This window comes from Trinickia sp. NRRL B-1857, from assembly GCF_050470685.1.
Lineage (GTDB): Bacteria > Pseudomonadota > Gammaproteobacteria > Burkholderiales > Burkholderiaceae > Trinickia.
Genome location: NZ_JBFLUK010000001.1, coordinates 4,444,673 through 4,462,154, shown reverse-complemented (window position 1 = coordinate 4,462,154; position 17,482 = coordinate 4,444,673). Strand labels below are relative to the sequence as shown.

Annotated in this window: 19 protein-coding genes; 4 read left to right on the top strand and 15 right to left on the bottom strand. The window is 61.9% G+C overall.

Annotated features, from left to right (window positions below; genetic code table 11):
- Window positions 1-9 precede the first annotated feature (9 nt).
- Together lysS and AB1286_RS19870 are read left to right on the top strand one after the other, a co-directional pair.
- Window positions 10-1,536: a lysine--tRNA ligase gene (gene lysS, locus AB1286_RS19875; protein WP_430364872.1), complete on the top strand. Its 1,527-nt coding sequence runs from the start codon at window positions 10-12 to the stop codon at window positions 1,534-1,536.
- Between the two features lie 258 nt (window positions 1,537-1,794).
- Window positions 1,795-2,544, top strand: coding sequence for a glycine zipper 2TM domain-containing protein (locus AB1286_RS19870; RefSeq protein WP_430364871.1), 750 nt, complete (start codon window positions 1,795-1,797; stop codon window positions 2,542-2,544).
- A gap of 143 nt (window positions 2,545-2,687) precedes the next feature.
- On the opposite strand, the gene iscX is transcribed toward AB1286_RS19870, so the two are convergent.
- From iscX to AB1286_RS19810, 12 genes are all read right to left on the bottom strand, one after another.
- Complete coding sequence (gene iscX / locus AB1286_RS19865; RefSeq protein WP_430364870.1) at window positions 2,688-2,885, bottom strand: Fe-S cluster assembly protein IscX; 198 nt, start codon at window positions 2,883-2,885, stop codon at window positions 2,688-2,690.
- A 72-nt stretch (window positions 2,886-2,957) separates the two neighbouring features.
- Window positions 2,958-3,299, bottom strand: coding sequence for an ISC system 2Fe-2S type ferredoxin (gene fdx, locus AB1286_RS19860; RefSeq protein ID WP_430364869.1), 342 nt, complete (start codon window positions 3,297-3,299; stop codon window positions 2,958-2,960).
- Window positions 3,300-3,381: 82 nt separating this feature from the next.
- A complete protein-coding gene (hscA, locus tag AB1286_RS19855) occupies window positions 3,382-5,247 on the bottom strand; it encodes a Fe-S protein assembly chaperone HscA (protein WP_430364868.1) in 1,866 nt (621 codons plus the stop codon).
- A 135-nt stretch (window positions 5,248-5,382) separates the two neighbouring features.
- Window positions 5,383-5,910: a Fe-S protein assembly co-chaperone HscB gene (gene hscB, locus AB1286_RS19850; RefSeq protein WP_430364867.1), complete on the bottom strand. Its 528-nt coding sequence runs from the start codon at window positions 5,908-5,910 to the stop codon at window positions 5,383-5,385.
- A gap of 130 nt (window positions 5,911-6,040) precedes the next feature.
- Window positions 6,041-6,364 (bottom strand): iron-sulfur cluster assembly protein IscA, encoded by a 324-nt coding sequence (gene iscA / locus AB1286_RS19845; RefSeq protein WP_116135920.1) that lies wholly within the window; start codon window positions 6,362-6,364, stop codon window positions 6,041-6,043.
- Window positions 6,365-6,379: 15 nt separating this feature from the next.
- On the bottom strand, window positions 6,380-6,799 hold the full coding sequence (gene iscU / locus AB1286_RS19840) for a Fe-S cluster assembly scaffold IscU (RefSeq protein ID WP_102643551.1): 420 nt from the start codon (window positions 6,797-6,799) through the stop codon (window positions 6,380-6,382).
- Between the two features lie 43 nt (window positions 6,800-6,842).
- Window positions 6,843-8,066 (bottom strand): IscS subfamily cysteine desulfurase, encoded by a 1,224-nt coding sequence (locus tag AB1286_RS19835; protein WP_430364866.1) that lies wholly within the window; start codon window positions 8,064-8,066, stop codon window positions 6,843-6,845.
- 55 nt (window positions 8,067-8,121) lie between these two features.
- Window positions 8,122-8,652 carry a Fe-S cluster assembly transcriptional regulator IscR gene (gene iscR, locus AB1286_RS19830; RefSeq protein ID WP_430364865.1) on the bottom strand — a complete coding sequence of 177 codons (531 nt, stop codon included), beginning with the start codon at window positions 8,650-8,652 and terminating at the stop codon, window positions 8,122-8,124.
- Window positions 8,653-8,777: 125 nt separating this feature from the next.
- Window positions 8,778-9,257, bottom strand: coding sequence for a low molecular weight protein-tyrosine-phosphatase (locus AB1286_RS19825; RefSeq protein WP_430364864.1), 480 nt, complete (start codon window positions 9,255-9,257; stop codon window positions 8,778-8,780).
- 73 nt (window positions 9,258-9,330) lie between these two features.
- The gene (locus AB1286_RS19820) at window positions 9,331-9,579 is read right to left on the bottom strand and encodes a hypothetical protein (protein ID WP_430364863.1); all 249 of its coding nucleotides are present in this window, start codon (window positions 9,577-9,579) and stop codon (window positions 9,331-9,333) included.
- 161 nt (window positions 9,580-9,740) lie between these two features.
- Window positions 9,741-11,153, bottom strand: coding sequence for a lactate utilization protein B (locus AB1286_RS19815; protein ID WP_430364862.1), 1,413 nt, complete (start codon window positions 11,151-11,153; stop codon window positions 9,741-9,743).
- Window positions 11,154-11,189: 36 nt separating this feature from the next.
- Window positions 11,190-11,918: a (Fe-S)-binding protein gene (locus tag AB1286_RS19810; protein WP_430364861.1), complete on the bottom strand. Its 729-nt coding sequence runs from the start codon at window positions 11,916-11,918 to the stop codon at window positions 11,190-11,192.
- 177 nt (window positions 11,919-12,095) lie between these two features.
- Between AB1286_RS19810 and AB1286_RS19805 the strand changes: the two genes are divergently transcribed.
- Window positions 12,096-12,911: an IclR family transcriptional regulator gene (locus AB1286_RS19805; RefSeq protein WP_430364860.1), complete on the top strand. Its 816-nt coding sequence runs from the start codon at window positions 12,096-12,098 to the stop codon at window positions 12,909-12,911.
- Window positions 12,912-12,948: 37 nt separating this feature from the next.
- Here the strand turns inward: AB1286_RS19805 and AB1286_RS19800 are convergent, their stop codons facing one another.
- Both AB1286_RS19800 and AB1286_RS19795 read right to left on the bottom strand, forming a co-directional pair.
- Window positions 12,949-14,052: a Gfo/Idh/MocA family protein gene (locus tag AB1286_RS19800; protein WP_430365129.1), complete on the bottom strand. Its 1,104-nt coding sequence runs from the start codon at window positions 14,050-14,052 to the stop codon at window positions 12,949-12,951.
- Window positions 14,042-14,800, bottom strand: a complete 759-nt coding sequence (locus tag AB1286_RS19795; protein ID WP_430364859.1) for a CDP-alcohol phosphatidyltransferase family protein — start codon at window positions 14,798-14,800, stop codon at window positions 14,042-14,044. The genes AB1286_RS19800 and AB1286_RS19795 overlap by 11 nt, the downstream gene beginning before the upstream one ends.
- Window positions 14,801-15,112: 312 nt before the next feature.
- On the opposite strand from AB1286_RS19795, the gene AB1286_RS19790 reads away from it, so the two are divergent.
- The gene (locus AB1286_RS19790; RefSeq protein WP_430364858.1) at window positions 15,113-15,874 is read left to right on the top strand and encodes a hypothetical protein; all 762 of its coding nucleotides are present in this window, start codon (window positions 15,113-15,115) and stop codon (window positions 15,872-15,874) included.
- A gap of 160 nt (window positions 15,875-16,034) precedes the next feature.
- Here the strand turns inward: AB1286_RS19790 and pbpG are convergent, their stop codons facing one another.
- The gene (pbpG, locus tag AB1286_RS19785; protein ID WP_430364857.1) at window positions 16,035-17,177 is read right to left on the bottom strand and encodes a D-alanyl-D-alanine endopeptidase; all 1,143 of its coding nucleotides are present in this window, start codon (window positions 17,175-17,177) and stop codon (window positions 16,035-16,037) included.
- Window positions 17,178-17,482 lie beyond the last annotated feature (305 nt).

The window sequence follows — 17,482 nt, the reverse complement described above, 5'->3', positions numbered from 1 at the left end:
GGATACACCATGACCGAATCGACTCTCCCCACCGTCGACGCAGCCGTCGACGAGAACAAGATCATCGCCGAGCGGCGCGAGAAGCTGCGCGCGCTGCGCGACGCGGGCATCGCCTACCCGAACGATTTCCGCCCGACGCATCATGCGGGCGAACTCCAAGCGCAGTACGAGCAGGCGGATAAAGACGCGCTCGAAGCGACGGCGCTGAACGTGGCCATCGCGGGCCGCATGATGCTCAAGCGCGTGATGGGCAAGGCAAGTTTCGCGACGGTGCGGGACGGCTCGGGCCAAATTCAATTTTTCGTGACGCCGGCCGACGTCGGCGAACAAACGTACGAAGCGTTCAAGAAGTGGGATCTCGGCGATATCGTCGCGGCCCGCGGCGTGCTCTTTCGCACGAACAAGGGCGAGCTGTCGGTTCGTTGCACGGAATTGCGCTTGTTGTCGAAGTCGCTGCGCCCGCTCCCCGACAAGTTCCACGGCCTCTCCGATCAAGAGACGCGCTATCGCCAGCGTTACGTCGATCTGATCGTCACGCCGGAGGCGCGCAACACGTTCGTCGCGCGCACGAAGGCGATTTCGTCGATCCGCAAGTTCATGTCGGACGCCGAATTCATGGAAGTCGAAACGCCGATGCTGCACCCGATCCCGGGCGGCGCGGCGGCCAAGCCGTTCACGACGCACCACAACGCGCTCGATATGCAGATGTTCCTGCGTATCGCCCCCGAACTCTATCTGAAGCGCTTGGTCGTCGGCGGCTTCGAGCGCGTGTTCGAGATCAACCGCAATTTCCGTAACGAGGGCGTGTCGCCGCGGCACAACCCCGAGTTCACGATGATGGAGTTCTACGCCGCGTACACGAATTACACGTGGCTCATGGACTTCACCGAGCAATTGATCCGCCAAGCCGCGATCGATGCGCTCGGTACGGCCAACATCGTCTATCAAGGCCGTGAGCTCGATCTGTCCAAGCCGTTCCATCGCCTGACGATCACGCAAGCGATCCGCAAGTACGCGCCCGACTACACCGACGCGCAACTGGCCGATGCCGCATTCTTGCGTACCGAACTGAAGCGCTTCGGCGTCGATACGACGCAACCCACGTTCTTGAACGCGGGCGTCGGTGCGTTGCAGTTGGCCCTATTCGAGGAAACGGCCGAATCCCAGCTTTGGGAGCCGACCTACATCATCGATTACCCCGTCGAAGTCTCGCCGCTCGCGCGCGCGTCCGATTCGGTGGAAGGCATCACGGAGCGCTTCGAGTTGTTCATCACGGGCCGCGAAATCGCTAACGGCTTCTCGGAGTTGAACGATCCGGAAGATCAGGCCGCACGCTTCAAGAAGCAAGTCGAGCAAAAAGACGCCGGCGACGAGGAAGCTATGTACTACGACGCCGACTACATCCGTGCGCTCGAATACGGCATGCCGCCGACAGGCGGCTGCGGGATCGGTATCGATCGTCTCGTCATGCTGCTGACCGACAGCCCGAGCATTCGCGACGTCATCCTCTTCCCGCATCTGCGCCGCGAGGACTGAGGCGTCGACGCGACAACGAGTTTGTAACGATCGGTAAAAGCCGCCCGCAACCCCGTTGCGGACGGCTTTTTTTCATTCGATCCGGCCCTTGTAACAGCGCGGCAGCACGGATCGACACCGGGTCGATGCCCGAAGCGTTTGTTTCCGGCACGCGCTGCGCGTTACAAATTGAAACGACGACAGCTATCCGATGACGGACACTATCGTTGTCGTCACGCACAAGGAACAGGCCTCTTTCAGTCTGGACGGAGGTACGTCATGAACAACCCGACCACATCGCCACGCCGCCTGCACCCGCTGATCGCGGTCGCCGCGGGCACCGTCATCGTCGCAAGTCTCGCCGCCACTGCCGCGATCACCGGCGTATTCCCGAAAGCGTCGAGTTCGAGCGTTCAAAACGATCAATCGCAAACGGCGCAGGTCGCATCGCAACCCGTCGTCGATTCGGCCGCACCGGCCGCCGCACCGAATCAGCAGCAGGTGGCGCAGAACGCCCCGCCGAGCCCGACGCAGGCGCAGGCCGCACCGCGCGCACCGGGCCAAGTACCCTATTCCGGCCAGCCCGGACAACCGTCCTATGCACAGCAGCCGCCGGGCCAGAGCGTGCCGGCGGGGCAACAGCTCGCCCAGCAGCCCTACGCCCAATCCCAACAGCCGAGCGGACAGTCGGCGTATTGCGCGAGCTGCGGGACCGTCGAATCGATCGTCACGGTTCGCCGTGAAGGGCACGGCACCGGCATCGGCGCCGTCGGCGGCGCAGTGGCCGGCGGCCTCCTAGGCAATCAGTTCGGACGCGGCACGGGCCGGACGGCGATGACGGTACTGGGCGCCGTTGGCGGCGGCTTCGCCGGCAATTCGGTCGAGAAGCACTTGCGTAGCGAAACCGACTACCAAGTCCGCGTACGGATGGAAAACGGACACTTGCGCTACTTCACGTACCGTCAAGCGCCGCCGTTCCAACAAGGCGAACGCGTGCACATCGAGCGCGGCACGCTTGTGGCCGGTTAGTTGGCCGGAACGTAACGTGCCGCACCGGCTGCCGCATCGCCTCCCTTAGCCGGACGTAAAAAAAGCGACCTGTTCATAAACGGGTCGCCTTTTGCGCTCATGCGGGGCGGGTGTTCACCCGCCCCACGCGGCCGAACGATGCATCATTCGGCGGCGTCTTCGATCCAAGCCAATTGGATCGCCTCCAATATCTTCTCGCTCGAGCGGTTCGGATCGTCGCTGAAGCCGTCGAGCTCCATGACCCAGCGATGAAGATCGGTGAAACGAATCTGCTGCGGATCGATCTCGGGATGTTTGTCGGTGAGGGCCATTGCGATTTCTTGTACGTCGGTCCACTTCATGGCTGCTCCTCCTCTAGAGTCCTATTGACTGACAACTAACGACTGCCAAACTCGTACTGACAATCCTAGCGCTTAATGATTCTCTTTCGCGTGGTTGATCGTATAGCGCGGGATCTCGACGACGAGATCCTTGCCTTCAGGCACGCGCGCTTGGCACGATAGCCGCGAAGTGGGCTCGAGGCCCCATGCTTTATCGAGCAGATCGTCCTCGTCCTCCTCCGACGGTTCGAGCGCTTGAAAGCCTTCACGCACGATCACATGACATGTGGTGCAAGCGCAAGACTTTTCGCATGCGTGCTCGATCTCGATCCCATGTTCGAGCAACGCATCGCAAATGCTTTCACCCGGCGTGGCCTCGAACACCGCCCCCTCCGGGCACAGTTCGACGTGAGGCAGGACAACGATTTGAGGCATAGGAAATTCCGTTCTGACTGTATGGTGCGAGGGGGCGAGCGTCGCTGCTCGCCTTGTCATTGTAGAGCGGCGCGCCGCCGGGCTAGATTTCGTCGAGCTTGCGGCCCGTCAGCGCTTGACGGATGCTCTTGTTCATCCGGCGCGCGGCAAACTCGTCCGTCTCGGCGGCGAGCGCTTTCGTTGCCGCTTCGATCGCATCGGCATCCGAGCCTTGCGCCGTCGCGCGCAATTGCTCGAGCGAGCGTTCGACTTGCGCGCGCTCTTGTTCGTCCAGCAATTCGCCGTCGGCCACGAGTGCCGCCTGCGTCGCCTCGACCAAACGCTCGGCTTCCACCTGCGCCTCGCGCAATGCGCGTGCGCGCATATCGACTTCGGCCGTGCGGAAACTGTCCTCGAGCATGCGGGCGATATCGTCGTCGGCGAGGCCATACGACGGCTTGACGACCACGGATGCCTCGACGCCCGAATGCTGCTCCCGCGCGAAAACCGACAGCAACCCGTCCGCATCCACCTGATAGGTCACACGAATGCGCGCGGCCCCGGCCGTCATCGGCGGAATGCCGCGCAGCTCGAAGCGCGCAAGCGACCGGCAGTCGGAGACGAGCTCGCGCTCGCCTTGGACAACGTGGATCGCCATCGCCGTTTGGCCGTCTTTGAACGTCGTGAACTCTTGCGCGCGGGCGACCGGAATCGTGGAGTTGCGCGGGATGATTTTTTCGACCAGACCGCCCATCGTCTCGACGCCGAGCGAGAGCGGGATCACGTCGAGCAGTAGCCAATCGTCGCCCGTGCGATTGCCGGCCAGCAGATCGGCCTGAATCGCCGCGCCGAGCGCGACGACCTGATCCGGGTTCAGATTGGTCAGCGGCGGCTGCCCGAAAAACGCTTGGACGGCCTCGCGTATGACCGGCATACGCGTCGCGCCGCCGACGAGTACGACGCCCTTCACGTCGCTCGCGGCGATCTTCGCATCGCGTAGCGCTTTCTTGGTCGGCACCAGGGTGCGTTCGACGAGCGAGCGGACGAGCTCCGCGAATCGCGCCTGCGTAACCTCCACCGCAATCGGCGTGCCGTCGGAGAGCGAGGCTTCCACCGTGACTTGCGGCGCGGCGGACAGCGCCTCTTTCGCGCCGCGGACGCGATCGAGCAAGAGCCGCACGTCCTCGGGGGCGAGCCCTTGCGGCGCCAAACCGGCCTCGGCCAAGACGTGCCGATACAAGACGTGGTCGAAGTCGTCGCCGCCGAGCGCGGAATCGCCGCCCGCCGCGAGTACTTCGAACACGCCCTTCGTCAACTTCAGGATCGACAAATCGAACGTGCCGCCGCCGAGATCGTAGACGGCATAGAGCCCCTCGGCGCCGTGATCGAGGCCATAGGCAATCGCGGCCGCCGTCGGCTCGTTCAGTAGCCGCAAGACGTTCAAGCCCGCAAGCCGAGCGGCGTCCTTCGTGGCCTGACGCTGCGCTTCGTCGAAGTAGGCCGGCACGGTGATGACTGCACCGACGAGTTCATCGCCGAGCGAATCCTCGGCGCGTTGCCGCAACGTGGCGAGAATCTCGGCCGATACTTCGACGGGGCTCTTCACGCCATCGATCGTCCGAATCTGCACCATTCCCGGCGCATCGATGAATTCGTACGGCGCGTTCTCGGCCCCCTCCACTTCGCTCTTGCCCCGGCCCATGAACCGCTTGACCGAGACGATCGTGTTGCGCGGGTCGAGTACCGCCTCTTCTTTCGCCACGTGGCCGATACGCCGGCCGCCGCGCTCCAGATAGCGGACCACGGACGGCAGCAGCACACGGCCTTCCTCGTCCGGCAGCGCCTCCGGAATGCTATTGCGAACGGCGGCAACGAGCGAATTCGTCGTACCGAGGTCGATGCCGACGGCCAGCCGCCGTTGGTGCGGCGCGGGCGCCATGCCGGGTTCGGAGATTTGCAGTAGGGCCATTCTGATCTATATGAGTTCGTTCCTCGCCGCCACTGCGACGAGAACGTCTATTATCCTGCCGCCACGAGTTCGGCGTCCTGCGTCAGTGTCGCGAGACCGGCGCCGCGGGGCGCTTCACGCGCCACCGAGCCGGCTTTAGTGTTCGAGCCGCTCGATTTGGTGGGCGATCTCGCCGGCCAGCCGCTCGAGGAACATCAACTGCCGCACGGCTTCGGCGGCCGGTTGATCGGCGCCCGTATCGAGCAGTACGCCAAGCCGCTCGAAGCGCACGCGCTCGTCCTCACGCAACTCCTCGAGCAAGGCCATCAGCTCGCCGACGTTTCGGGCGCCGGCCGCGTCTTCCACGCGTTCGCGCCACTCCATCTGTTGCATTAGGAAGGCCGGCTCCATCGCCGTGTTTTCCGATGCACCGACATCGATCGCGCGCAGCGAAAGCAAATACGTTGCACGCTTGAGCGGATCGCGCAGCGTCTGGTACGCCTCGTTCGCGCGCGTTGCCCACTGCATCGCGATGCGTTTTTGCGCATCCCCGGCCGCGGCAAAGCGGTCCGGATGGACTTGGGCCTGCACCGTCCGATACGCGTGTTCGAGCGCCTGCAAATCGAGCGCGAAACGCGCCGGCAGATGAAACAAATCGAAGTGGCTGTCTTGGATCGAGGACATGGGGTCAATCGCCGAAATAGCGTGCCGCGTTCGGGCTGAAAGCATGCCCGCAAGCGGCACTACGCGCGTCGCCTAGAAACAAAAAGGCGGCCTGCGCCGCCTTCTCGCCCGAACGCTGGGCGCCTATGCGTCATACGCGGAACGACTCGCCGCAACCGCATTCGTCCTTGACGTTCGGGTTGTTGAACTTGAAGCCTTCGTTCAACCCTTCGCGCGCGAAGTCGAGTTCGGTGCCGTCGATATAAGCGAGACTCTTCGGATCGACGACGACCTTCACGCCGTTGCACTCGAAAACCTGATCTTCGGGTTCGAGCTCATCCACGTACTCGAGCTTGTAAGCGAGGCCGGAGCAGCCCGTCGTGCGTACGCCGAGGCGCAGCCCGAGCCCCTTGCCGCGACGGACAAGATACTTCTGCACGTGCTGCGCGGCTTTTTCGGTCAAAGTGATCGCCATGATGCGTGGGTGCGCTTACGCGACTTGCTGCTTGGCCTCGTCGGCCGCTTGCGCGCTGCCGTGACGCTGCTTGTAATCGGCCACCGCCGCCTTGATCGCGTCTTCCGCGAGGATCGAGCAGTGGATCTTGACCGGCGGCAACGCAAGCTCTTCGGCGATCTGCGTATTCTTGATCGACAGCGCCTCGTCGAGCGTCTTGCCCTTCACCCATTCGGTGACGAGCGAGCTCGATGCGATGGCCGAGCCGCAGCCGTAGGTCTTGAACTTCGCATCTTCGATGACGCCGTCGGCGCCCACGCGAATCTGCAACTTCATGACGTCGCCGCAGGCGGGCGCGCCCACCATGCCGGTGCCGACCGTGTCGTCGTCCTTCGCGAACGAGCCGACGTTACGCGGGTTTTCGTAATGATCGAGAACTTTGTTGCTGTAAGACATGATCAAACTCCTGGATTCGTTTGGCGTGTGCGTTCACAAGCGCTCAGTGCGCGGCCCACTTGATCGTCGACAGATCGATGCCGTCCTGATGCATTTCCCACAGCGGTGACAAGTCGCGCAGCTTGGCGATCTTGTTCTTGAGCAGGTTGATGACGTAATCGACGTCTTGTTCCGTCGTGAAGCGGCCGACCGTGAAGCGGATCGAGCTATGCGCGAGTTCGTCGTTGCGACCCAGCGCACGCAGCACATACGAGGGCTCGAGCGAAGCCGACGTGCAGGCGGAGCCCGACGACACGGCCACATCCTTAATCGCCATGATCAACGATTCGCCTTCGACGAAATTGAAGCTGATATTCAGGTTGTGCGGCACGCGGCGCTCCATGTCGCCGTTGACGTACACCTCTTCCATCTGGGTCAGGCCGCGCAGCAAGCGGTCGCGCAACATGCGAATGCGTTCGTTTTCCGTCGCCATTTCCTCGCGGGCGATCCGGAATGCTTCGCCCATGCCGACGATTTGATGCGTTGCCAACGTACCCGAACGCATCCCGCGCTCGTGACCGCCGCCGTGCATCTGCGCTTCGATCCGCACGCGCGGCTTGCGACGCACGTAAAGCGCGCCGATGCCCTTCGGGCCATACGTCTTGTGCGCCGAGAACGACATCAAGTCGACCTTCAAACGACTCAAATCGATCTCGATCTTGCCCGTGGCTTGCGCGGCGTCCACGTGAAAGACGATACCCTTCTCGCGGCAAATCTCGCCGATCGTTTCGATGTCCTGAATGACACCGATCTCGTTGTTCACCGACATCACGGAAACGAGAATCGTGTCGGGCCGCAATGCGGCTTTGAAGACGTCGAGGTCGATCAGGCCGTCGCTTTTGACGTCGAGGTACGTCACCTCGAAGCCTTCGCGTTCGAGCTCGCGGCACGTATCGAGCACGGCTTTGTGCTCCGTCTTCACGGTGATGACGTGCTTACCCTTGCTCTTGTAGAAGTGCGCGGCGCCCTTGATGGCCAGATTGTCCGATTCCGTCGCGCCCGAAGTCCAGATGATCTCGCGCGGATCCGCGTTCACGAGCGCGGCGACGTCCTCGCGCGCTTGCTCGACCGCCCGCTCGGCATCCCAACCGTACGAGTGGCTACGCGAGGCGGGGTTACCGAACTGCTCGCGCAGGTACGGAATCATTTTGTCCACCACGCGCGGATCGACCGGCGTCGTCGCGCTGTAGTCCATGTAAATGGGCAGGTGGGGCATCTCGTTACTCATCAATGGCTCCGGGGGAAATCGTTATGGCTCTATGTTCGTTGCGTCGGTTGCCGGCTCACGAACTCGCGATATTGAATACGGAATTCGGTCCTTTCGGCACGACCCGCGCCGCCTCGACGGCCGCACTCTCGGTGCGTCTATCGCGCAACACCGCGGGCGACCCTTCCCGCGCGCGCTGCTGATCGACCAAATCTTGCAGCGAGACGGAATCGAGGTACTCGACCATTTTTTGGTTCAACGTCGACCACAGTTCATGCGTCATACAATGGCCGTCGTGCTGCTTCGTGCCCTCGCACGAACCCTTGCCGCCGCATTGCGTGGCATCGAGCGGTTCGTCGACGGCGATGATGATGTCGGCCACCGTCACTTCCTGCGCACGGCGAGCGAGGTTGTAACCGCCCCCCGGCCCGCGCACCGATTCGACGATCTCGTGGCGACGCAACTTCCCGAACAGCTGTTCGAGGTAGGACAACGAGATCCGCTGACGCTGGCTGATGCCGGCGAGCGTCACCGGACCTTGCTCCTGGCGCAGGGCCAGGTCGATCATCGCCGTAACGGCGAAACGGCCTTTAGTGGTGAGTCTCATAGGGACGGAAAACCAGAATTCTCGACGATTTTGGTCAAGTATAAATACATGACGTTTTTAGTCAAGTATCTCCCCTTTATGGGCCAGGGTATTGGTGCCGGACCGAACATGGCAGCGGCCTACGTCTACGCGAGCCGCGTGCGCAAATGGGCGAGCAGCCCTGCGCACGCCGCCTCGACCTGATCGAGGACTTGTTCGAATCCTTCCTCGCCGCCGAAATACGGATCGGCCACCTCGCGTGCGGCGCCGGCCGGAGCAAATTCCATCAACAGACGCACGCGCTCGCGGCGCGTCGGCGGACACAGCCGCAGCACATTGCGGACGTTGGCTTCGTCCATCGCCAACAGTAGATCGAAGCGTTCGAAATCGGCGGCCGCGACTTGCCGAGCACGCAACGGCGCCAAGTCGTAGCCACGCGCACGCCCCGCCTGCTGCGCTCGCTCGTCGGGCGCCTTGCCGACGTGCCAATCGCCCGTACCGGCCGAATCGATCAGAATACGATCGGCCAGCCCGACGGCTTCGACCTGCGCTCGCATCACGGCCTCGGCCGTCGGCGACCGACAGATATTTCCGAGGCAAACGAAGCAAATAGAGACGGTGTTCATCGATTCCACAGCATGGGCGCCGCGACGCCAGGCCGCATGGGCCGAATGCGACATTATATCGGGGAGGACTCGCTCACAACGCTTGCGAAGCGGCCGGGGGCGCGACGCGTTGGCGCACTGACGACGCCGTCGGAGCCGGCGCCGCGTCGATCAGGCCGTATGACACGGTGCGCGCGAGTTCGGCCGTGACCTGTTCCGCGGCCAACGGCTCGCGCGCGGCACCGGCGCCGCCATACGCGCGCAAGACGGCGAGCACGGCCAATGCGATCGCCAGTGCGAGCGGCCAATACTGCGAAAGATAGCCCGATCTTGTCGTTCTCATATCCGTGCCCCTTTTCGATGCGGGTCCGCGCCGATCGCGCACCCGCACTCATCCATGGCACGTATTCTATAAAGACAATCTATCGAGACAAAGACGGGAATAGCGAATTCAGCGTTGCGTTCCGATAAACAATGAAGCGCCCCGCAGCCGGACCGTCTCTCTCAGCCTTGGTGACTGCGCTGCGCGGCGTAAAGCTCGCGGAACGTACGTCCCACCGGCGCCGGCATTTCCCGCGTGGCCGTCCACCCTTGTCCGAACGGCAGATGCGCGATCGACCGGCGGCTTCCGCCCGCGCGCTCGAGTACCCGCACCGCCAACTTTGCGACGAGTGCGTAAAGGGTCGGCCGCATGGCAACGAAGCCCCAGACCGCCAGCGCCGCGCGCTCGGAAAAGGGCCGCAAACGCCGCTCCACCTGCTTCTCGCGCAATTTACGCAACAGATCCGAGATCGGAATGCCCACGGGACACACGGCGTTGCATTCGCCGCATAACGTCGCCGCCTGCGGTAGATCGAGCGCCTTGTCTAGCCCGACATAGCTCGGTGTCAGGACCGATCCCATCGGCCCGGGATAGACCCAGCCATAAGCATGGCCGCCCACCTTTTGATAGACCGGGCAATGATTCATGCACGCGCCGCATCGAATGCAACGCAGCATCTCCTGAAAGGCTCCGCCGATGAGCCCCGTGCGCCCGCCGTCGACCAGGACGACGTACATATGCTCGGGTCCGTCGAGATCGCCCTCACCGCGCGGCCCGGTCAGCAAAGAAAAGTAGTTGGCCGTCACCTGCCCTGTCGCGCTGCGCGGCAACAACCGCATCGCCAAAGCCAGATCTTCCAGCGTCGGCAGCACCTTTTCGATACCCGTGACGGCCACATGCACGCGCGGCATCACCGTGCACATCCCTTCGTTGCCCTCGTTCGTGACGAGCGCGACCGAGCCGGTCTCGGCGACGAGGAAATTGCCGCCCGTCACGCCCATGTCGGCGGACAAGAAGTGTGGACGCAGAACTTCGCGCGCTTCACGCGTCATGTCGGGGATTTCCGTGAGCCGCGCACGGCCGTGCGTCGCCGCGAACAGATCCGCGATTTCCTCTTTATCTTTATGAACGACGGGCGCGATGATGTGGCTCGGCGGCTCGTTGTCGTTGATCTGAAGAATGTATTCCCCGAGATCCGTCTCGATCGATTGCACGCCCATTTCGCCGAGCACCGCGTTCAGCCGCATCTCCTCGGACACCATCGACTTGGTCTTGATGACCTTCTTCACGTCGTGCTTGCGCGCGATCTCGGCCACGAGCCGCGCCGCGTCGCTCGTCGTTTCCGCATACAAAACCGTCGTCCCGCGACGGGACGCTTCTCGCTCGAACGTCTCGAGCCAGACGTCGAGATTCTCGAGTGCGCGGTTACGGCGCGCTTTCAGTTCCGAGCGCGTCGTCGGAAAGTCGATCGCGTGCATCGCCGTCGCCCGGGCCGACACGAACTTCGTCGACAGCTTCTTCAGGTTCTGCTGCAAGCGCGGATTGCTGAGACTGTCCTTCGCACGCGCTTTGAAGTGCATCGATTGAACTTGCATAGGGGGCTCGATCGGTTCGATTCGAATGGGCGCAGCTTAGCGTTCGGCGTCGCCGGCCAATACTTGCGCGATGTGCAGTACGCGCGTGGACGTGTCGCCCGAGCGGCGCAATCGTCCTTCGATGTTGAGCATGCAGCCGAGGTCGCCCAGCACGACGCAGCCCGTACCGCTCGCCTGGACGTTGGCGCATTTTTCGTCGACGATCGCCGTGGAAATGTTGCCGTACTTGACGGCGAAGGTGCCGCCGAAGCCGCAGCAGTGCTCGCAGTCCTTCATTTCCGTCACCGCCACGCCGCGCTGCGCGAGCAAGGCGCGCGGCTGCGTTTTCACCCCGAGTTCGCGCAAGCCCGAGCACGAATCGTGGTAAGTGACGGGTCCCTCGAACGAGCCGGGCGCCAACTCCACCTTCGCGACATTGACGAGGAAATCGGTCAATTCATAGACTTTTGCACGGAGCCGCTCGTAGCGGCCCATCAGCTCGGGATCGTCGCGCAGCAAGTCGCCGTAATGCGCGACGATCATGCCGCCGCACGAACCGGAGGGAACCACGACGTAGTCGAATTGCTCGAACTCGCGGAGCATCTTTTCGGCGAGGTCGCGAGCGATACGACGCTCGCCCGAGTTGTAGGCCGGCTGCCCGCAACAGGTCTGAGCCGGCGGCACGATAACCTCGAAGCCGGCCTGCTCCAGCAGCTTGATGACCGAAAACCCGACCTCCGGGCGCATCAGGTCAATGAGACACGTAACGAACAGTCCGACTCGCATGGTGGCCACAAGTGAACGAAATGAGGGGGATTATCCGACGTTTGCGTCGCTTGGCGGCGCGAAAAGTCGAAAAAAGTGCGCACCGGCGATCCGAGGACGCATTCGAACGGCGTTCGCTTTTTTCACAATACGAGATACAATGGGTTCATCATTAATTGCCGCGTCAATCGATTTCCAATGAGCGAGACGAATCAGGACTCCAAGACGTCGATCCAGGTGATCGAACGCATGATGCGCCTGCTCGACGCCCTGGCTGCCCACACCGACCCGGTCAGCCTGAAGGAGCTCGCGCTTCGCACCGAGCTGCACCCGTCGACGGCCCACCGCATTCTCAACGACATGGTCACCTGCCGGTTGGTCGATCGGTCCGACCCGGGCACCTACCGGCTAGGCATGCGGCTGCTCGAGCTAGGCAACCTCGTCAAAGCGCGCCTGTCCGTGCGCGACGCCGCGCTGGCGCCGATGCGCGAGTTGCACCGTGCGACGGGACAGACGGTCAATCTCTCGGTCAGGCAAGGCGATGAGATCGTTTATATCGAGCGCGCCTACTCCGAACGCTCGGGCATGCAGGTCGTGCGGGCGATCGGCGGACGGGCGCCGTTGCACCTGACCTCGGTCGGCAAACTGTTCCTCGCCGCGGACGAAGCGGCGCGCGTGCGCGCCTATGCCATGCGCACCGGCCTATCGGGGCACACCCAAAACAGCATCACCGATATCTCGCGGCTCGAACGCGAATTGAGCCAGGTCCGCCAGCAAGCTTGCGCCCGCGATAACGAGGAACTGGAACTCGGGGTGCGGTGTATTGCCGCGGGGATCTACGACGATACCGGCAAGCTCGTCGCCGGCTTGTCGTTATCGGCGCCGGCGGATCGGCTGCAAGACTCGTGGCTCGGGCAATTGAGCCAAACGGCGCTCGTCATCTCCGAGTCGCTCGGCTATCACCCGGAAGCCGCCGCAGCAGCCGAGGCCCAGCGCAAATCCACGGCGCACTGAGGGCCGGCCGGGGATCCTCGCGCCGGCTTCGGCCGACTCACGCCGGTATGCCGTTTGCGGACGGCAAGGACACCGCTTGGCGAAACAACTCGATCGTTCGATGCTCACGCGCCGAGTCTGCAATCGCCGACGTTACGCGCAAGTCGTTCAACGCGTCATCGGGATGATTTCGGCAACGCGGATTACCTTCGATCGAGTCAAGAAAGGCGTTGGCTTGCGCAACGAATGCGTCTTGGGCATCGACGAAGTGCAGATCCTCGACCTCGCTGCCGCGATAAAGACAGAGGCTGCCGTTATCCATTTCCGTAGGACGCAACTCGAGTAAGCCCTCACTGCCGACGATCGAGATCTGCCAGGACTCGGCGCCGCCCGGTTTCACGTAACCCGCGAGCATCGAGCAGACGATCTCGTGCGGAAACAAGAGATTGGCGACGCACGTTTCTTCGCGGACGTGATGAAGCGCGGTATGCCGGATACGGTTGGCAAATGCCGATACGCGCAGCGGATTTCCAAAGAGCCAGCGCAAGGGATTGACGAACGCATAGCTCATATGAGTCAACGGCATGCCGCCGCTTGCCGCCTCGTCGTAATACCAACTGCCCGGATGCCCGTCCCACAAGGCGATCGATTGAATCGCGATCGGCCGGCCGATGCGGCCGGCGAGAATCCATTCGCGAGCGGTTTCCCATACGGCCTTGTAGCGCGCCTCGAAACCCAGTTCGACCAAAACGTTGTTGGCCTGCGCGAGTTGCAAAATCCGTTCGCCGTTATGTACGGAGCCGGACAGGGGGCCTCCGATCAACGTCGGCCATCCTTGTTCGATCGTCCAACAGGCCAATGCATCCTGCGCGCTGTGCGGGACTTCGATCAACACGGCATCGGGCGCGCATTCGCGAAGGCGAAGCGGGTCCTCATAGCAGGCGCCGCAATCGAATTCGGCCCCTAGCGTTTGAGCACTGGACAAGCGGCGCGCAGCAATGCCGACAAGCTGCACGCGTCCGGTGGCAAGGAACGCCCGGACCCGCCGGCGGGACATGAAACCGGCTCCGATCACCGCCAAACGTATCGTCGTTGGAAAGTTATTTCCGCGCCGTTGCCTATGAAGATCGGCTTCCACCGCCGCGATCGAATCAGACGCCATGCTTTGTGCCGGCATGCTCTGCGCTCGTTTCTATGCCCCTCCAATCCGGTCCGGCGACGGTACGGCGAATGCTAATCCACGCGAAGTAAGTAAGCGGCAGTATGTTTCCGAGCAACAGCCAGCTCTCGTTCAAATCCGGCAGCGCGAGCGCGATACCCGCAAAGGCCAGCCAAAGCAGCGCGACGGCCACGTTCAACGCACGGAATTTTTTGACACGTATGGGATGCACCACTTTGATCGGCGCTAAGGTCAGTGCACACAATAGAAACACCGTGGCAGCCGTAATCGAAGGTGTCTGCGGAAATCGATAGAAATAAAACACCGCGACGTTCCAGAACGCCGGGAAACCTACGAAATACCCGTCCTCCGTCTTGATATCTCGATTGCAGTAATGATGCAAAGCCGACATTAAGATGGTTGCCGCTGCGGCGAACCGTACCGTTGCCGGCAGCAAGGCCGAATGATAAAGCAGCAAGGCAGGCACGATGACGAAGGTAAAGTAATCGACCAGTAGATCGAGCGTGCCGCCGTCGAATCGGGGCAACGCGGATTGCACGTTGATCTTTCGAGCGATCGGGCCGTCAATGCCATCGACGATCAAGGCAATGAATAGCCAAAGCATGGCACCGTGCCAATTGCGGTCTTCAACGGCAAGAATCGCCATAAGCCCGAAAATCACGCCGCTGGCGGTCAGGACATGAATGCCCCAAGCGTAGGCACGCGCCGTCGCAGTGGCCCGTATGTTCATCGACATCTCCGGTCTCAGTGTTTGCTCGCATGCCTGTTTGGCGCTTCAAGAATACCCAAAACCTCGTGCATAAAATGAGAAATCCAACGCCTCCATCCTACTATTTGGCACTTTGCACAACCCACGCATGTAATTGAGCCAGCCATGGTCCGAACGCGCATTGACTAAAAATTTTCCTCGAATCAATACTAATCGCAAGAATTCTTCAAATTAGCCTATTTCCTATATCTCCAATACGGCAATCTTTGAATGAAAAAATCTTCCCCCCCAAAATTTACATGTATTGCCTGGGCATCCGGACCCTACAAGGCGATGTTCCACAATCTACGCGCCGATTGCGAACGATTCGGCTACCCGAGCCACCTTTACGAGATTGACGAAGATTATTCGAGCTTGTTGGAGGCATGGTGCAATCACCCGAGAATCATTCGCAAAGGGGTAGAAGATTTCGGAACCGTTCTTTATGTGGACGTCGAGTGCCGGATCGTGGCTCCGATTCCGCCATCGTGGCGGGCGCCGCTGGTGTCGATCCGCTGGCCCGAGCAGAAATTCTGGATTCGGTACAACTCGGGTACGGTCATGGCCGATGAAAGCTGCATTCCTTGGCTCGACGCGTGGATCCGCATTATCGACGAATGGAAAATGGGCGAACTTGCACGCGAGGACCACGTGCACTGGCCCGGCGATCTATGTGACGAATTGGCACTCGCCGCCGCATTGGGCGCCTTCGGCGTCGCGGTGCACACGCCGCGCCTCGAATATGTGAATCGCGACAGCGACGCCGAAATCGCGCGAGGACTATGGCGTAACGAACACACCGTCATCCAGCATCCGACTCAGCATCACTGGCGGAAAGAATTCGATGCGGTCGAATGCAAAAAGCTCTTCGTTCAAAACTATCCCGGCGATCCGCTGGATGCCGAGACATTCCTTGCCGGCGGCCGAGACCTCCATTCGCAGCATGGGTGGATATTCGATGGGGAGCGCAGCCTATACGGTCCCGAGGAATTTTGGCCGGACCATGCGCGGCGCTGGGTTTCGGAAACCGTTCAGCTCACTTCGGCGCAACGCTAGTCGAACGACCTTTGGCCGGCATCGCGAGGGAAATGCACAACCATTTCTGCCCCGGAAGTGAAAATGCCGTCCAGCGGTGAACTGGACGGCATCTTCGGCAAGGCTCAGGTTGGCGTTCGCGGGCGTCCTCGTATCAGGTGCGCCCCACACGCTTCGATTTTCAGGTGCCGCGCCCACCGGCATCCGCGCTGGTAATGCGCTGACCGCCGAAGTCGTCGAGCCATTTACGCAGACGCGTGGCATCGGCAAACCGCGAGTACTTGCCCGTGGAGTCGAGCAGCACCATCACCATCGGACGGCCGTGGATCGTAGCCTGCATCACGAGGCACTCGCCGGCTTCGTTGATGAAGCCCGTCTTTTGCAGCCCGATGTCCCACGTGGGGTTACGGACGAGCGCATTGGTGCTGTTGTACGCCAGCACGCCCCTACCCGGATAGACGTCGTAGCTGCGATCCGTCGAGAACTTGCGGATCATCGGATATTGGTAGGCGGCGTCGATCATCTTTACCAGATCGCGTGCCGTCGAAACGTTCTCGCTCGTCAGCCCCGTCGGGCTTTCGAAGTGCGTATCGTTCATACCCAGCGCCTTGGCTTTCGCATTCATCGCCGCGATGAATGCGGGCCGCCCGCCCGGGTAGTAGCGCGACAGCGCCGCCGCCGCGCGGTTCTCCGACGCCATCAACGCGATGTGCAACATATCCTCGCGCGAGAGTACCGAGCCGACGCGCAGCCGCGACGTCGTGTGCTTGATGAAATCGCGATCCTCGTCCGTCACCTCGATTTGCTCGGTCAACGCCTCCTTCGAATCGAGGACGACCATCGCCGTCATCAGCTTCGAGATCGATGCGATCGGCACGACGGAGGTCGAGTTCTTGTCGAACAGCACCTCGGACGTATTTTGATCGACGACAAACGCGACATTGGAGCGCAGCGCGACGCCCTCGGGCGTTTCTTGCAGCCCAAAGGCCTGCCCGGACGTGGGGGAGCGCGGCTCGAACGCGACGCGATGGACGACGGCATGACGTCCATGTCCGCGCAGCGTGTAACGCACGCGCTCGTGCCGGCCGCCCTTCGTGCGCACGTCGGCGGCAGCGGTTTTGGCGGTGCCGTCGGCCGCGGTCGCGGCAGCATGCGCCTCTTTCTTGGCGTGCTTTTTATGGACGGGATGGTGAACCGAAGCGGCGTCGCCGGCGGCGAAAGCGTCGATCGGGGTCGCAACCGTCGCCATGGCGAGGCCGGACACGATCGTGCCGAGCGCCACGCCTCTAATCACATTGAGCGACGAAAACAGAGCGATTTTCATGAAGTTCTGAAGCAGGAGTGGCGTACGGTTGTCCGCAAGTGTAGTAAAGCCGCGAAAAATTCGCAATATTAAGCACTTATCGGCCGTCCTTGATCCACTTTGTAAATTGGGGAAGCGCCTGACATGCACAATTCTTGCGCGAGCGCGGCTTCGCCTGTGGGGCCATAACCGCATAACGGCGATGTTTGTCCGAACTTTAGCGAATTGGTTCGCACCAAGTCTCAGGCACAGCACCGCTTCACGGCGTGCGCGTCCCTGGTGCGGCGCGATGATTTCCGCATAACGCGCCAGCCCTGCGTTTGGTT

Coding starts and splice junctions, on each gene's coding strand:
- lysS (WP_430364872.1), top strand. CDS start 10: ATGACCGAATCGACTCTCCCCACCGTCGACGCAGCCGTCGACGAGAAC.
- AB1286_RS19870 (WP_430364871.1), top strand. CDS start 1,795: ATGAACAACCCGACCACATCGCCACGCCGCCTGCACCCGCTGATCGCG.
- iscX (WP_430364870.1), bottom strand. CDS start 2,885: ATGAAGTGGACCGACGTACAAGAAATCGCAATGGCCCTCACCGACAAA.
- fdx (WP_430364869.1), bottom strand. CDS start 3,299: ATGCCTCAAATCGTTGTCCTGCCTCACGTCGAACTGTGCCCGGAGGGG.
- hscA (WP_430364868.1), bottom strand. CDS start 5,247: ATGGCCCTACTGCAAATCTCCGAACCCGGCATGGCGCCCGCGCCGCAC.
- hscB (WP_430364867.1), bottom strand. CDS start 5,910: ATGTCCTCGATCCAAGACAGCCACTTCGATTTGTTTCATCTGCCGGCG.
- iscA (WP_116135920.1), bottom strand. CDS start 6,364: ATGGCGATCACTTTGACCGAAAAAGCCGCGCAGCACGTGCAGAAGTAT.
- iscU (WP_102643551.1), bottom strand. CDS start 6,799: ATGTCTTACAGCAACAAAGTTCTCGATCATTACGAAAACCCGCGTAAC.
- AB1286_RS19835 (WP_430364866.1), bottom strand. CDS start 8,066: ATGAGTAACGAGATGCCCCACCTGCCCATTTACATGGACTACAGCGCG.
- iscR (WP_430364865.1), bottom strand. CDS start 8,652: ATGAGACTCACCACTAAAGGCCGTTTCGCCGTTACGGCGATGATCGAC.
- AB1286_RS19825 (WP_430364864.1), bottom strand. CDS start 9,257: ATGAACACCGTCTCTATTTGCTTCGTTTGCCTCGGAAATATCTGTCGG.
- AB1286_RS19820 (WP_430364863.1), bottom strand. CDS start 9,579: ATGAGAACGACAAGATCGGGCTATCTTTCGCAGTATTGGCCGCTCGCA.
- AB1286_RS19815 (WP_430364862.1), bottom strand. CDS start 11,153: ATGCAAGTTCAATCGATGCACTTCAAAGCGCGTGCGAAGGACAGTCTC.
- AB1286_RS19810 (WP_430364861.1), bottom strand. CDS start 11,918: ATGCGAGTCGGACTGTTCGTTACGTGTCTCATTGACCTGATGCGCCCG.
- AB1286_RS19805 (WP_430364860.1), top strand. CDS start 12,096: ATGAGCGAGACGAATCAGGACTCCAAGACGTCGATCCAGGTGATCGAA.
- AB1286_RS19800 (WP_430365129.1), bottom strand. CDS start 14,052: ATGGCGTCTGATTCGATCGCGGCGGTGGAAGCCGATCTTCATAGGCAA.
- AB1286_RS19795 (WP_430364859.1), bottom strand. CDS start 14,800: ATGAACATACGGGCCACTGCGACGGCGCGTGCCTACGCTTGGGGCATT.
- AB1286_RS19790 (WP_430364858.1), top strand. CDS start 15,113: ATGTTCCACAATCTACGCGCCGATTGCGAACGATTCGGCTACCCGAGC.
- pbpG (WP_430364857.1), bottom strand. CDS start 17,177: ATGAAAATCGCTCTGTTTTCGTCGCTCAATGTGATTAGAGGCGTGGCG.